Raw genomic sequence first — 13,886 nt, forward strand, 5'->3', positions numbered from 1 at the left:
TGGAGGCTGGAATCCCCCCTATCGAAGGAGAGCCGACATGCACAAGCACGTGGAGTGGGACGACCCCGGCCGCAACAGCGTGCTGGAGCATTTCGCGAACCAGCCCGAGCAGCTCGACGAGCCACGGCCCGGCGACATCCTCTCGGCCCGCTACCAGGGCGCCATCGTCCGGGTGAAGGTGGAGGCCTGGGTCGACGGCACCAGCATCGGCGAGGTGGCAGCGCTGATCGCCGCCGACAACGGCCGGCGCATGAAGTCCCACGGCAAGCTCGCCCTCGGCGACACCGTGCGCCTGCCGGATGCCTGCCGCGCCCTGGAGCCCGAACCCAGCGCCCCGGAGGACGACAGGGAGTGATTGCGGGCGCGGATACCATCCCGACCGCCAACGGCCCCTAAACGCAGGTCGACTAGCCAGAATGGGGCCTTGTGCCGCAAAGTTGGGGAGACAGGCCCACAAGGCCAACCAAGGCAATCCTGGATCCCCATGAGCACGCACAACGTCTGGACCCACAAGGGCACCTTCCTGCTGGCCGCGGTCGGCTCGGCCGTCGGGCTCGGCAACCTCTGGCGCTTCCCCTACCTGACCGGCGAGAACGGCGGCGGGGCCTTCATCCTGGTCTATGCCCTGACCATCTTCGCGGTGGGCATTCCCATCCTGATCGCCGAGATCATGCTGGGGCGCAACAGCCGCCGCAGCCCGATCATGGGCATGCGCTTCCTGACCCGTACCCACAACACCTCCCGGGCCTGGGAGTCGATCGGTTGGCTGGGGGCGGTCTCGGCCTTCCTGATCCTGAGCTTCTACTCGGTGATCGCCGGCTGGGCGATTCACTACACCGGGCTGATGTTCACCGGCAGCATGGTCGACGTGGATGCGGCCGGCGTGGGACAGAGCTTCGATGCCCTGCTCGCCTCGCCCGGGCTGCTGACCCTCTATCACACCCTGTTCATCGCCGCCTCGGCGCTGATCGTCGGCCTCGGCATCCACAAGGGCATCGAGTCGGGGCTGCGCGTGCTGATGCCCTCGCTGTTCGTGATCCTGCTGGTGGTGCTAGGCTACGGCGGCATCATCGGCGACTTCGGCGCGGCAGCCGGTTTCCTGTTCACCTTCAACCTCGCCGACCTCAGCCTGGAGGGCTGGCTGCAGGCCATGGGGCAGTCGTTCTTCACCCTGAGCCTGGGCATGGGCGCGATCATGGCCTATGGCGCCTACATGCCCGGCGAGACCTCGCTGACCCGCACCGCCTTCTCCATCGCCGTGGTCGACACCGCCGTGGCCATGGTCGCCGGCCTGGCGATCTTCTCGCTGGTCTTCGGTGCTGGGCTCAACCCCGGCGAGGGCCCGGGGCTGATGTTCGTCACCCTGCCGCTGGCCTTCGCCGAGATGCCCGGCGGGGCACTGGTCGGCGGGGCCTTCTTCATCCTGGTGCTGGGGGCGGCCATCAGCTCCTCGATCTCGCTGATCGAGCCGGTGGCGGCCTTCCTGGTCGAGCGCTTCGACATGACCCGGCCCCAGGCCGTGGCGATCATGGTCATCGCCAGCTGGGCACTGGGGCTGCTCACCGTGCTCAGCTTCAACCTCTGGGCCGAGGGCACCCTCTTCCACGCCCTCTTCGGGCGCAGCGCCTTCGACTTCATCGAGCTGCTGACCAACATCTTCATGCCGCTGGGCGGCCTGTTGATCGCGCTCTTCGCCGGCTGGGCGCTGACCCACTCCGAGGTGATGAAGGAGATGCGCACCAACGAGCGCTGGTTCCGCATCTGGCGCTTCCTGGTGCGCTTCGTGGCCCCCGCTGCGGTCGCCTTCGTCTTCCTGCGCAGCATCCCGCAGGTGGAGGGCTACCTGATCCCGGCCATCGGCGCCGTGGTGATCGTCGGCGCCTTCGCCGCCGGCCGCACCTTCCTGGCCGACGACAGCCAGGCACTGTAAGAACAACAACCGACGGAACCCGACATGGCAGCCATCATCTACGTCCAGCACGTCCACAAGGCCTTCGGTGGCCTCAGGGTCATCAATGACTGCTCGATCCAGGTGGAGCAGGGTTCGATCACCGGCCTGATCGGCCCCAATGGGGCCGGCAAGTCGACGCTGTTCAACATCATCGCCGGCGCCCTGCCGCTGGACAGCGGCCGGATCCTGCTCGACGGCGAGGAGATCACCAACCGGCCCGCCAACGAGCTGTTCCACAAGGGGCTGCTGCGCACCTTCCAGATCGCCCACGAGTTCTCGCAGATGACGGCGCTGGAGAACCTGATGATGGTGCCGCCCGCCCAGGCCGGCGAGACCCTCTTCAACGCCTGGCTCAAGCCCTCCCTGGTGACGATGCAGGAGGCCGAGGTGCGCCGCCGCGCCCTGGAGGTGATCGACTTCATCGGCCTGCACCACGTCCGCAACGAGCTGGCCGGCAACCTCTCCGGTGGCCAGAAGAAGCTGCTGGAACTGGGCCGCACCATGATGACCGACGCCCGGGTGGTGCTGCTCGATGAGATCGCCGCGGGGGTCAACCGCACCCTGCTCGGCGACCTGGTGACCAACATCGAGCGGCTCAACCGCGAGATGGGCTACACCTTCCTGGTCATCGAGCACGACATGGACATGATCGCGCGGCTCTGCGACCCGGTGATCGTGCTGGCCCAGGGCAGCGTGATGGTCGAGGGCAGCATCGAGGAGATCCAGAACGACCCCCAGGTCATCGAGGCCTACTTCGGCGCCGCGTCCTGACGGGAGAGCCGCCGCCCGCGGACAGGCACCCGGCCAGCACATTCCAGCGCTTCCCAACAACGAGAACGAACGCAGAGAACGTCTGACAATGCCATTACTCGACGCACGCGACGTGCATGGTGGCTACGGCGGCATGAACATCCTCAACGGGGTGGACATGGCCATCGAGGCCGACGAGATCGGCGTGATCGTCGGCCCCAACGGCGCCGGCAAGTCCACCATGCTCAAGGCCATCTTCGGCCTGCTCCGCGTCAGCCAGGGCGAGATCCTGCTGCGTGGCGAACCGATCCACAACCTGCCGCCCAACAAGCTGGTGCAGAAGGGCATGGGCTTCGTCCCCCAGGAGAAGAACGTCTTCCCCAGCCTCACGGTGAAGGAGAACCTGGAGATGGGGGCCTTCCTCAAGCCCGGCAACGTCAGGCGCATGCTCAAGCAGGTCTACGACTTCTTCCCGCCGCTCCATGACAAGCGCCACCAGCCCGCCGGCGAGCTCTCCGGCGGCCAGCGCCAGATGGTGGCCATGGGCCGGGCGCTGATGGCCGAACCCAGCCTGCTGCTGCTCGACGAGCCCACCGCCGGCCTCTCGCCGCTCTACATGAACGAGATCTTCGAGCAGGTGAAGCTGGTCAACTCGGCCGGCGTGGGCATCCTGATGGTCGAGCAGAACGCCAAGCAGGCCCTGGCCATCGCCGACCGGGGCTTCGTGCTGGCCGCCGGCCAGAACCGTTTCACCGATTCCGGCGCCGCCCTGCTGGCCGACCCGGACGTCGCCAAGAGCTTCCTGGGCGGCTAGCCCAGAAGGCCTGAGAAGGTGGGAGAGTACCGACGTGAATGAACTGGTCTTCTTTATCAACAACGTGGTGATCGCCGGCAGCGTGACCGGCTCGATCTACGCCATCGGCGCGGTGGGCGTGACGCTGATCTTCAGCATCATGCGCTTCGCCCACTTCGCCCATGGCGACATGATGACCTTCGGCGCCTTCATGGTGCTGCTGCTGACCACCGCCTTCCCCGGGGCCGGGGCCGCCATCGGCGTGCCCACCGCGCTGGTCCTGCTGCCGCTGGCCATGGCGCTCACCGCCCTGCTCGCGGTGGGCATCGACAGGGCGTTCTACAAGCCGCTGCGCGCCCACGGGGTCAAGCCGATCGTGCTGGTGATCGGCTCGCTGGGGGTGACCCTGATGCTCCAGGGCCTGATCCGGCTGTTCGCCGGCACCGGCGGCCAGAGCCTCTACATCGATGATCGCAAGGAGATCTTCCGCCTCGCCCTGCCCTTCGAGGGCGCGCGGGCCCCGGTGGTGGTCACCGAGCCGCAGCTCTACCTCTTCGTGATCACCCTCGTCGCGGTCGTCGGCCTGCATCTCTTCCTCAGCCGCTCGCGGCTGGGCAAGGCGATGCGCGCCATGTCCGACAACCCCGACCTGGCCCAGGCCTCGGGCATCAACACCAACACCATCGTCGCCGTGACCTGGGTGATCGCCGGGGCGCTCGCCGCCATCGCCGGCACCCTGCTGTCGCTGGACGTCACCTTCAAGCCCGACCTCAGCTTCTTCCTGCTGCTGCCGATCTTCGCCGCCGCCATCGTCGGCGGCGTGGGCCACCCCTACGGCGCCGTGGCCGGCGGCTTCGTGGTCGGCTTCGCCGAGACCCTCGCGGTCTTCAACTGGAGCGTGCTGCTGCGCCCCTTCCGCGACAGCCTGCCGGAATGGCTGACCCAGGCCGGCAACCTGGCCTTCGTCGGCACCGAGTACAAGATCGTGGTGCCCTTCTTCATCCTGGTCGTCATCCTGGTGTGGCGCCCCACCGGCATCTTCAAGGGCAAGGTGATCTGATGGACACGAAACGCGCCGATACCGTCGCCGCGCCGGGCCGCTTCCCGCTGCGCGAACTCCTCCTCTTCGCCGCCGTACTGGTGGCCGTGCTGGGCGTCTACGCCGTCATGGGCCCGGCCTACAGCACCCGCATGCTGGTGGAGGCCTCCTGCTACGCCATCCTGGCCCTGGGCCTGACCATCCAGTGGGGCTACGCGGGCCAGTTCAACGCCGGCGTGATGGGCTTCGTGGCCCTTGGCGGCTTCTGTGCCATGTTCTTCAGCATCCCGGTCAACGAGGCCTTCTGGGGCAGCGAGCTGCCCGGCGAGCTCGGCCGGGTGCTGCTCTACATGGTCACCGCCGTGCTGGTGGTGTTCGCTGCCACCCGGCTCGACCGGCTCGGCGTGCCGAAAAGGCTGCGCACCGTCATCGCCGTAATGCTCGCGGTGGTGCTCTACCTGGTGGTGATCAACGCCCTGCGCGGGGTGACCGACCAGATCGAGTCCCGCGCCGGCTTCATCGGCGGCCTCGGCCTGCCGGTCGGCGTTGGCTGGATCATCGGCGGGGCGCTGGCCGGCGGGGTGGGCTACTTCATCGGCCGCGTCTGCCTGGGGCTGCGCAGCGACTACCTGGCCATCGCCACCCTGGGCATCGCCGAGATCATCAAGGCCTTCCTCAAGAACTCCGACTGGCTGACCCGCGGCACCGCCACCGTCTCGCCGCTGCCCTGGCCGGTACCGGGACCGTCCGAGGTCGGCTTCACCCTGGCCCGGGCCCTCTACCTCTCGGTCACCGCGGTGATGATCGCGGCGATCTTCTTCCTGCTGAGCCGCGCCTACCACGCCCCCTGGGGGCGGATGATCCGCGCCATCCGCGACAACGAGATCTCCGCCGCGGCCATGGGCAAGGACATCAACAAGCGCCGCCTGGAGATCTTCGTGCTGGGCTGCATCCTGATGGGCATCGGCGGGGCGGCCCTGGCCAGCTTCAACAGCATGTTCGACCCCCAGGGCTACCTGCCGCTCAACCATACCTTCCTGGTACTGGTGATGGTCATCCTGGGAGGGCCCGGCAACAACCTGGGTACCATCTTCGGTGCCGTGGCGGTCTACATCATCTGGATCATGTCCGAGCCGCTGGCACTGTTCCTGATGGAGCTGGCCGTCACCTTCGGCGAGGGCGCCTTCGGCTGGGATGCGCCCACCAACCTGGACAGCCGGGCACTGCAGGCGCGGGTGTTCGTGATCGGGCTGCTGATCACCCTGGTGCTGCGCTATGCGCCCAAGGGACTGCTCCCGGAGAAGGTCCGCCACCACGGCTAGGGAACCTCGGTCCCCTATAGAAAAGGCCCTGGCGGGTTGCCCGCCAGGGCCTTGCTGTTGTCGGCGCCAGGACCTTAGAGGTCGTCGCCCTCGAGCTCGCCGACCTGCACGAACTCGCCGTCCTCGATGGTCATCTCGACCACGATGCCCGGCACGTCCCCGGCCTCGTCGAACTCATGGGTGCCGGAGGCGCCCTCATAGTTGATCTCGGTGCCGGCGGCGATCAGCTCCACCGCCTTCTCCCATTCGCCGGGCAGGATCACCTCGCCGGGCGCCATGGCGACGCTGCGCAGCGCCTCGGAGAGCCCCTCGCGCTCGGCGCTGCCGTTCTGCTCGATGGCCAGGGCCAGCAGGAAGGCCGCATCGTAGGCCTGGGCCGCGAACACCGCATCCGGGTCGACGTCCGCCGCTTCGGCGGCCTCGCTGAACATGGCGGTACCGGGCAGGTCCGGGCTGCCCGGCCGGGTGGCAATCATGCCCTCGAGGACATCGGCGCCCACCGCATCCACCAGGCTGTTGCCGACCATGCCGTCGGCCCCCACGTACTGGGTGAACATGCCGCTCTCGTAGGCCTGGCGCAGCACCGTCTGGCCTGAGGTGTCGGCATAGGCCAGCACCACCAGGGTCGGCACGCCGCTGGAAGACAGGGTGCCGAGCTCGGAACGGTAGTCGGCGCGGTTGTCCTCGTGGGCCAGGTTCTCGGCAACCGTGCCACCCTCGGCCTCGAAGGTCTCGGTGAAGGCATCGGAGAGGCCCTGGCCGTAGTCGTTGTTGACGTAGGTGACCGCCACCTCGTCGATCCCCTTCTCGATCAGCAGCTTGGCCAGCATCTCGCCCTGGAAGGCGTCCGACGGCACGGTGCGGAACACCAAGTCGTTGTCGTCCAGCTCGCTGACCGCCGGGGCCGTGGAGGCCGGCGAGACCATCACCACCCCACCGGGAATGGCCGCGTTGTTGGCCGCCGCGATGGTGGCACCGGTGCACAGGGCACCGACGATGGCCGTGACCTCCTCGGTGTTGACCATGCGGTCGGCCGCATTGGAGGCCGCCGAGGCATCGGAGCAGGTGGTATCACCGGTGGGCATCTCGATCATCTGGCCGTCGAGGAGCCCCCCCTGCTCGTTGATCTGGTTCACCGCCAGCTGGGCACCATCGAAGATCGGCGGAGTCAGGCTCTCGATCCCGCCGGTGAAGCCACCCAGGAAACCGATCTTGACCTCGGCCTGGGCCATGCCTGAAAGGGCCACCGTGGACGCGGCGACTGCCATCGCCAGTACGCGCTTTTTCATGATTGTTCGTCTCGCTCAGGTTGCTCGGGTAACACACCTTCACAATCTGGAACCCTTCCCCGCAGAACACAAGCCCGCCTCGCCAACGCTCACCGAGACGACGCCTATACTGACAGGCGTTCATCGACCCTGGAGGCACACCATGACCCACCCGCTTCACGCCACCCTGCCCCTGGCCGTCACGCTGGGCCTCGCCACCAGCAGCGCCTTCGCCTTCGAGCCCGCCGGCCAGGACGTCACCTATGACGTCGGCGACGAGGCCTTCGAGGGCTACCTCGCCACCGCCGAAGGCGAGGCCCGCGGCACCGTGCTGGTCATCCACGACTGGGACGGCCTCGACGACTACGAGCGAGAGCGCGCCGACATGCTCGCCGCACAGGGCTATGACGCCTTCGCCGTCGACCTCTATGGCCAGGGCAATCGCCCGGCGGAGATCGAGGCCAGGAAGGCCGAGACCGCCCGGCTCTACGAGGACCGCGAGCGCATGCGCCGCCTGACCCTGGCCGGCCTGGCCGAGGCCCGCGAGCAGGGAGCCGCCCGGCCCACCGTGGTGATGGGCTACTGCTTCGGCGGCGCCGTTGTGCTGGAGTTCGCCCGCTCCGGCGAGGCGGAGGACGTGGCCGGCTACGCCACCTTCCATGGCGGCCTGGCGACTCCCGAGGGCCAGTCCTACGACGGCGATACCGCCCCCATCCTGATCGCCCATGGCGGCGCCGACCAGTCGATCTCCCTGGACGACGTCGCCACCCTGGGCGAGGAGCTCGAGGATGCCGGCGTCACCTACGAGATTCAGGTCTACTCCGGCGCGCCCCACGCCTTCACGGTGTTCACCGAGGACCGCTACCAGCAGCGGGCCGACGAGAAGTCCTGGGCGGCCTTCCAGAACCTGCTCGACGAGGTGCTGTGAGCATGCACATCACCCCCCTCTCCGGCAGCCGCACCCAGATCGGCGAGGCCCACGGCCGCGCCCATGCCGGGCTGATCACCCACAGCCTCGAGGTCTACGACCGGCTGTTCCAGGACTTCGTGGGGCTGGACTGGGCTAGGGCGCGCCAGGCGGCCGGCCGCTTCCTGCCGATGATCGAGCGCGGCTTTCCGGCCATCCTCGAGGAGATGGAGGGCATCGCCCGCGGGGCCGGGCTCGAGTTCGAGGACATCCTCACCCTCAACTGCCGCAGCGAGATCTCGCTGACCCAGGCCAGCGGCGGCTGCTCCGCCTTCGCCCTGAACCGCGACGGCACCCAGTGGCTGGCCCAGAACTGGGACTGGCGCACCGACCAGCTGCACAACGTGGTGGCACTCGAGATCAACGGCCTCGACGCCCCCGCCCTGATCAGCATCGGCGAGGCCGGCATGGTGGCCAAGATCGGCATGAACGCGCACGGCATCGGCGTCTGCCTCAACGCCATTCGCTCGCGGACCTGCGGCGAGGGGCTGCCCATCCACGTCGCCCTGCGCAAGATCCTCGAGAGCGCCGACATGGACAGCGCCGTGGCCGTGGCCAGCCGCGACAGGGTCTGCTCGCCCGCCCACTTCCTGATCGCCAGTGCCCAGGTCGGCAACGAGGGGGACCAGGCCGCCGGCCTGGAGGTCCACCCCGGCGAACCCGGCCGGCTGGCCCCCGAGGGTGGCCTGGTCACCCACACCAACCACCTCTATGCCCGCGCCGCGACCGGCCAGGTCGAGGACTTCCCGCGACCCGACTCGCGCCCGCGCCTGGCGCGGCTGGATAGCCTGCTGCGCGAGCGGCTGCCCGCCGAGGGTGAGCTCGGCGAAGGCGAGCTGTTCGCCATCTTGAGCGACCATGACAGCGCACCGCTCTCCATCTGCCGCCACTTCAATCCCGACCAGCCCCCCGAGGAGCGCATGGAGACGCTATTCTCGGTGGTGATGAACCTGACCCGGCGTCGCCTGACGCTGCGCCACGGCAAGCCCTGCGAGAGCGACGAGAGCCTGACCGTACAGTTCGATACCGAGTGACCATGCGCCAGCGCATGACGCGGACCGAATGCGACAGTAATGAAAATGTTAATACTTGTCACTGCAAGGGCGGGGTGATAGCGTCAATAATGAGATTGATTCTCATCAATATGGAGGATGCTCCCATGAAGCATCTGCTTTGCGCCGCCCTCTGCACCGGCCTGCTGGCCACTCCGATCCTAGCCGAGGAAAAACCCGGCACCCATTTCGAGGGAGAGCCTTCGGATTCCCTGGCCGAAGCGGTAGCTAACTTCTCGAAATACAACCAAGAGCTTGCCGACCTGCTGGCCAAGGATGAACTGACCAGGCGCGAGATCGGCGAGATCCATATCCTCACCTATAGCCTGGAGAACGCCCTGGAGAAGATCGAAGAGGATGTGGAGGAAATGGCCGAGGTGCTGGAGGAGGTCCACCTCGGTTCCGAAACCAGCAACGTCGAACGGGTACGCAGCAACGGCGAGATCTACCTCGAATCCGCCCGCACGCTGATCCCCTAACGACCAACCAATACGACGCGGGCGGGGCATGGTGACATGACCCGCCCGCACTATTTGAACCCGGTTCGGCGCAACGTCACCCCGCCAGCGCCTCCTCCACCAGGCCGCGCGCCTCGGCCGTCATCGGCAGCCCCAGCGCCAGCTCATGGGCCCGCGGTGACATCTTCTTCCAGGTCATCTGCACGATGCGGATCAGGTGGTCGTGGTCGATCTGCTTCGAGAAGTCGCCGAAGTAGTTCTCCAGGAACACCAGGCAGGCGCAGTCCTCCACCGCCTGGGCGCCTTGGTCGCGCCCCAGGCCCTGCTTGCGGATCATCCGCGCCACCCGCTCGGCCTGCTCGGCGGGGTAGCCCGCCTCCTGCATCAGCCGGGCGGTGGTCTCGCCGGCGCGCCGGCCCTGGTCGCGCCGCCAGGTCAGGTAGCCCACCCGCCCCTCGGGGTAGTCCGTGCGCGGCACCTGCCAGCGCTGCAGGTGCTGGCCGCGCACTGCGAGGCGCATCAGCTCGTCGGGGTGCTCATGCAGCCGCTCCAGCCAGGCACTCATGCGTCCGGCATGCCACAGCTCCTGGGGCAGCGGTTCGCCGTCCACTTCCACACGGCGCGGGTCCTCCGCGTGCAGGGCATCCAGGGCGGCCAGGGTCCGCTCGAAAGGGGAAAGGGGCATCGCTCAAGACTCCTTGCTGATCAAGCAGAACGACCCGGCGGCCATCACGCCATCGAGCCGGGCTATCAGCCTGTTCTGACGCAAAACCCCAGGCAGGTCAACCTTCTGAGTCGTTGTCCTGCGTGGAGGGAGCCATTCCCCAGCCGGTCGGGATATCGGCGTCTTGTAGCCCCTCGAAGCGGTCGGTGACGTAGGCGCTGTGACACGCCACGCAGGTCTCGGTCATGCGCCCGTAGACCTCCACCTGCCGGGCGGTGTCCTGGGCCTGGCCGGCCTCGGCCAGGGACGCCGAGAGCTCGTGCAGGTACGCATCCATCTGCAGGAGTTCCTGCGGCACGGCGGCCTTCAGGTCCTGACGGTCCTCATCGGTCAACGACTGCTCGAGGATGAAGCTGTCATGGATCGATTGCCCCTTCTCGGCCACCACGGCGTGCCTGCCCTGCAGCATGGCGCTGTAGATCTCCTGCATCGCCTGCTCGATCTGGATCATCTCCTTCTGCAGCAGGCCCTGCAGCTTGGGCGTCAGCTCGGGCCGGACGGGCTCCGCGGCCTGGCTGGCAGCACTGGTCCCCAGCGCGACCAGGGTGCCCAGGGCAAAGGCGGCCCACCGGCCACGACCACGGCGAGGGATGGCTGAACGACTCGAAATGGGGGATAGCATGGCGGGTCTCCTCTATTGGCATGCCTTCAAGGCTCGGCCTTGGAAAGCGTAGCTGCCATCCGGTGGCGCCACCTTGAGGCAGGTCAGCCCCGTCACGGTCGTTACCCTCTCTCGCCACGCAGCAGGCCGCTGCGTTGGGTCATCCCCAGCAGTACGGCGTCGTGAGTTGTCGTAGAGCCTGGCGTACTGGCCCGCGGGAGTGGCCAGAGTCCAGTGCCCTTCGGTGAACGCGGGCCTGGCGGCCAGGCTCGGATAATCAATCTTTTCTCAAGAGACGGACGAGACTATCAGCGCAAGGAGAGGAACAGCGCGAAGGGGGTTTCAAAGAATAAACCGATATTCCTCTTGCTCTACCGAACGCCGTCCTGCATCGGCGCCGCCTATCGCAGGAGCCTCGGTAATCGGGCAGGAAAATGAGGGGCATGAGCCCGACTCCATTCAGGTCTACCCATCAATCGGTGGAGAGGCCGGTGGCAAGCACCCCGCGCGCACCAGCGTCGGCGGGCGGTAGTCGTCATCCTCCCGCCAGCGCTGCCATACCGAAAGATCCACGGTGACACCCACCGCCGGATGACCTGCACCATCATGCGCAAAGGGTCTGTGATACCTGCCATCGTCACGCTGTGTCAGTGAGCGGAACCAGCGATACGCCCCCTTCATGAATTCCGCATAGGAATCCCGAGGCTGGGAGAGGTGAGCGTCGGCGATGGGCTGAGGCAGATACAGTTTCAGGCCCGCGGTCGTGGCTCTATCGCATATCCAGCCATAGGCCAGGCTGGCCAGCGGATCGAAACCGCCACCCTCCACCCGATAGCCGCCGCCCACGTTGGCATGGGCGCCGATGAACCAGCGTTGCTCGACCTCCAGCTGTCGGAACTTCTTCGCTCCATCAGGATGGGTCCAGAGAGCTGCGTCATAGGCCGCCCGGTGCTCGTCCAGCGCCACCGCGTGGTAGGCCCGTTTCACGATCGACGACAGCTCGGTATCGTGCCAGGAAAAATGCCCATGCTCCGATAGGTTGGTGCCGGGAATGCCCAGCGCCCCCACGGTATCCCATACCCCGATGAAGTGGATCTCGATCTCGCGGCTGTAGCGCTCACGGAAATCACGGCACCGCGCATCGTCCGGCGCAACGTCCTTGTCGCGGTAGAAGGCCTCGGCCTCCTCCACCAGGCCAGGCGTGGAGACCCGCAACAGCCCGCATTTGCGGATCATCCCTACCAGGCTGCGTGCCGTGTAGGCCCCGCGGCTGAAGCCGAAGACGAAGATCTGCGAATCGTCCAGATAGTGACGCACCAGCCAGTCGTACCCCTTCTGCAGGTTACGGCTCAGCCCCAAGCCGAAGGCGCCGCCGACCACGCGCTCCCACTGCCGCGTGCCCACGCCGGGCTCGTAGAAGAAGCGCTGCCGGATGCCGTGATCATCGTGGTCGTGGATATCCCGCGCCAACCGATAGATGTTGGTACGGTCCTGGGGGTCGTTCCAGGTGCCATCGAACAACAGAATCAAGCGCTGCGTGGGAAGAGACATGCGCTGCCCTCCTCGCCCAGCCCGGGCCACACACCCCTAGGGCATGGAAACCATGGCAACAGTATGGATGGAGCCGCTGTGTGTCAGGGTAGGTAACGGGAGGGCGCGGCGCTATTGATCACCTCCTTGAACAGGTAGACATGATGGATTGACCTGCCCAGCCGGAAACCTCCCCCCCCAGCTTCACCGTAGATGGAGGCATCGACCGGAGCGGCGTTGCCGACCACCCTGGCAGCACCGCGCCCCAGTCACGGCATCGGCATCGGCACCACGGGCGATGGCCGCGTCGCACGGGCGGCTGATATTCTTTGCTGATATCTTTTCCTGAAATGAAAGAATCAAACGGGACGCCATGATGACGCTCTTCGCCCGCCTCAAGGAAGTGGCCTCGCCGATAATCGGCCTGGGCTGCATGAACCTCTCCCACGGCTACGGCAGCCCGCTTCCCGAGAGCGAGGCGCTGCATGCCCTGGAGGCGGCCTTCGACATGGGCTATCGCCACTTCGATACTGCCACCCTCTACGGCGCCACGGCCAACGAGCGGCTGGTGGGCAAGGCCCTGGCGGGCAGGCGTGGCGATATCCTGCTGGCCAGCAAGTGCGGCATGGCCATGGACCCGGAACTCGGCCGCAAGGTGATCGACGGGCGCCCCGAGACGCTGCGCCGCCAGTGCGAGGCAAGCCTCGCGCGACTGGGCACCGACCACCTGGACCTCTACTACCTCCACCGCTGGGACAAGGGCGTGCCCATCGAGGAGAGCGTCGGCGCCCTGGGCAGGCTGGCGGAAGAAGGCAAGGTGCGCGCCATCGGGCTCTCCGAGGTGTCGGCGGCCACCCTGCGCCGCGCCCGGGCCGAGCACCCCATCGCGGCGGTGCAGTCGGAGTACTCGCTATGGACCCGCAATCCCGAGATCGGCCTGATCGAGGCCTGTCGCGAGGCCGGCACTGCCCTGGTGGCCTTCAGCCCCCTGGGGCGCGGCTTCCTGGCGGGTGCCGTCAGCGACCCCGGTCGCCTCGAGGAGAGTGACATGCGCCGCGGCATGCCGCGCTTCAGCGCCGAGAACCATCCCCGTAACCTGCGCCTGCTGGCGGAGTTCACGGCGCTAGCGGAGGAGCTGGGCATGACACCGGGCCAGCTGGCCCTGGCCTGGCTGCAAGCCCAGGGCGACGACATCCTGCCGATCCCCGGATCGCGCAATATCGATCACATGCGCGAGAACCTGGCGGCACAGCGCCTGCCGCTGTCACCGGAAACCGTGGACCGGCTGAACGCCATGATGACCCCGGACCAGGTGGCGGGGGCTCGCTACGGCGAGGCCCAGCAGGCGGAAGTCGACACCGAGGAGTTCGGCGAGCCGGATACAGGAACCCCCGCCTAGACGCGGAGCGCCCAGGAGCAGGGGGATTCGGC

The 13,886-nt window shown here is 67.3% G+C and carries 14 protein-coding genes; 10 read left to right on the top strand and 4 right to left on the bottom strand.

Annotated elements, in window-relative coordinates; translation table 11 throughout:
* The first annotated feature begins 37 nt into the window (after positions 1 to 37).
* From QLQ83_RS08410 to QLQ83_RS08435, 6 genes are all read left to right on the top strand, one after another.
* Positions 38 to 355, top strand: a complete 318-nt coding sequence (locus QLQ83_RS08410; protein ID WP_282735073.1) for a hypothetical protein — start codon at positions 38 to 40, stop codon at positions 353 to 355.
* 129 nt (positions 356 to 484) lie between these two features.
* Positions 485 to 1,930 carry a sodium-dependent transporter gene (locus QLQ83_RS08415; RefSeq protein ID WP_282735074.1) on the top strand — a complete coding sequence of 482 codons (1,446 nt, stop codon included), beginning with the start codon at positions 485 to 487 and terminating at the stop codon, positions 1,928 to 1,930.
* A gap of 24 nt (positions 1,931 to 1,954) precedes the next feature.
* Entirely contained in the window at positions 1,955 to 2,722 is a 768-nt protein-coding gene (locus tag QLQ83_RS08420; RefSeq protein WP_282735075.1) for an ABC transporter ATP-binding protein, read from the top strand.
* Positions 2,723 to 2,810: 88 nt separating this feature from the next.
* A complete protein-coding gene (locus QLQ83_RS08425; protein ID WP_282735076.1) occupies positions 2,811 to 3,515 on the top strand; it encodes an ABC transporter ATP-binding protein in 705 nt (234 codons plus the stop codon).
* Positions 3,516 to 3,549: 34 nt separating this feature from the next.
* Positions 3,550 to 4,554, top strand: a complete 1,005-nt coding sequence (locus QLQ83_RS08430) for a branched-chain amino acid ABC transporter permease (RefSeq protein WP_282735077.1) — start codon at positions 3,550 to 3,552, stop codon at positions 4,552 to 4,554.
* A complete protein-coding gene (locus QLQ83_RS08435; protein ID WP_282735078.1) occupies positions 4,554 to 5,855 on the top strand; it encodes a branched-chain amino acid ABC transporter permease in 1,302 nt (433 codons plus the stop codon). The genes QLQ83_RS08430 and QLQ83_RS08435 overlap by 1 nt, the downstream gene beginning before the upstream one ends.
* A 74-nt stretch (positions 5,856 to 5,929) precedes the next feature.
* Here QLQ83_RS08435 and QLQ83_RS08440 read toward each other — a convergent pair whose 3' ends face one another.
* Positions 5,930 to 7,147: an ABC transporter substrate-binding protein gene (locus QLQ83_RS08440; protein ID WP_282735168.1), complete on the bottom strand. Its 1,218-nt coding sequence runs from the start codon at positions 7,145 to 7,147 to the stop codon at positions 5,930 to 5,932.
* Positions 7,148 to 7,286: 139 nt separating this feature from the next.
* On the opposite strand from QLQ83_RS08440, the gene QLQ83_RS08445 reads away from it, so the two are divergent.
* From QLQ83_RS08445 to QLQ83_RS08455, 3 genes are all read left to right on the top strand, one after another.
* Positions 7,287 to 8,051 carry a dienelactone hydrolase family protein gene (locus tag QLQ83_RS08445; protein WP_282735079.1) on the top strand — a complete coding sequence of 255 codons (765 nt, stop codon included), beginning with the start codon at positions 7,287 to 7,289 and terminating at the stop codon, positions 8,049 to 8,051.
* 2 nt (positions 8,052 to 8,053) lie between these two features.
* On the top strand, positions 8,054 to 9,124 hold the full coding sequence (locus tag QLQ83_RS08450) for a C45 family autoproteolytic acyltransferase/hydolase (RefSeq protein ID WP_282735080.1): 1,071 nt from the start codon (positions 8,054 to 8,056) through the stop codon (positions 9,122 to 9,124).
* Between the two features lie 125 nt (positions 9,125 to 9,249).
* Entirely contained in the window at positions 9,250 to 9,621 is a 372-nt protein-coding gene (locus QLQ83_RS08455) for a DUF6746 family protein (RefSeq protein WP_282735081.1), read from the top strand.
* Positions 9,622 to 9,697: 76 nt separating this feature from the next.
* Here the strand turns inward: QLQ83_RS08455 and QLQ83_RS08460 are convergent, their stop codons facing one another.
* The 3 genes from QLQ83_RS08460 to QLQ83_RS08470 all read right to left on the bottom strand — a co-directional run bounded on the left by QLQ83_RS08460 (position 9,698) and on the right by QLQ83_RS08470 (position 12,476).
* Positions 9,698 to 10,285 carry a DUF4202 domain-containing protein gene (locus QLQ83_RS08460; RefSeq protein WP_282735082.1) on the bottom strand — a complete coding sequence of 196 codons (588 nt, stop codon included), beginning with the start codon at positions 10,283 to 10,285 and terminating at the stop codon, positions 9,698 to 9,700.
* A gap of 97 nt (positions 10,286 to 10,382) precedes the next feature.
* Positions 10,383 to 10,946, bottom strand: coding sequence for a hypothetical protein (locus QLQ83_RS08465; protein ID WP_282735083.1), 564 nt, complete (start codon positions 10,944 to 10,946; stop codon positions 10,383 to 10,385).
* A 444-nt stretch (positions 10,947 to 11,390) separates the two neighbouring features.
* Positions 11,391 to 12,476, bottom strand: a complete 1,086-nt coding sequence (locus QLQ83_RS08470) for a DUF2235 domain-containing protein (protein ID WP_282735084.1) — start codon at positions 12,474 to 12,476, stop codon at positions 11,391 to 11,393.
* Between the two features lie 352 nt (positions 12,477 to 12,828).
* On the opposite strand from QLQ83_RS08470, the gene QLQ83_RS08475 reads away from it, so the two are divergent.
* Complete coding sequence (locus QLQ83_RS08475) at positions 12,829 to 13,854, top strand: aldo/keto reductase (RefSeq protein WP_282735085.1); 1,026 nt, start codon at positions 12,829 to 12,831, stop codon at positions 13,852 to 13,854.
* Positions 13,855 to 13,886: the final 32 nt, after the last annotated feature.

The organism is Halomonas rhizosphaerae, assembly GCF_030010555.1.
GTDB lineage: Bacteria > Pseudomonadota > Gammaproteobacteria > Pseudomonadales > Halomonadaceae > Halomonas > Halomonas rhizosphaerae.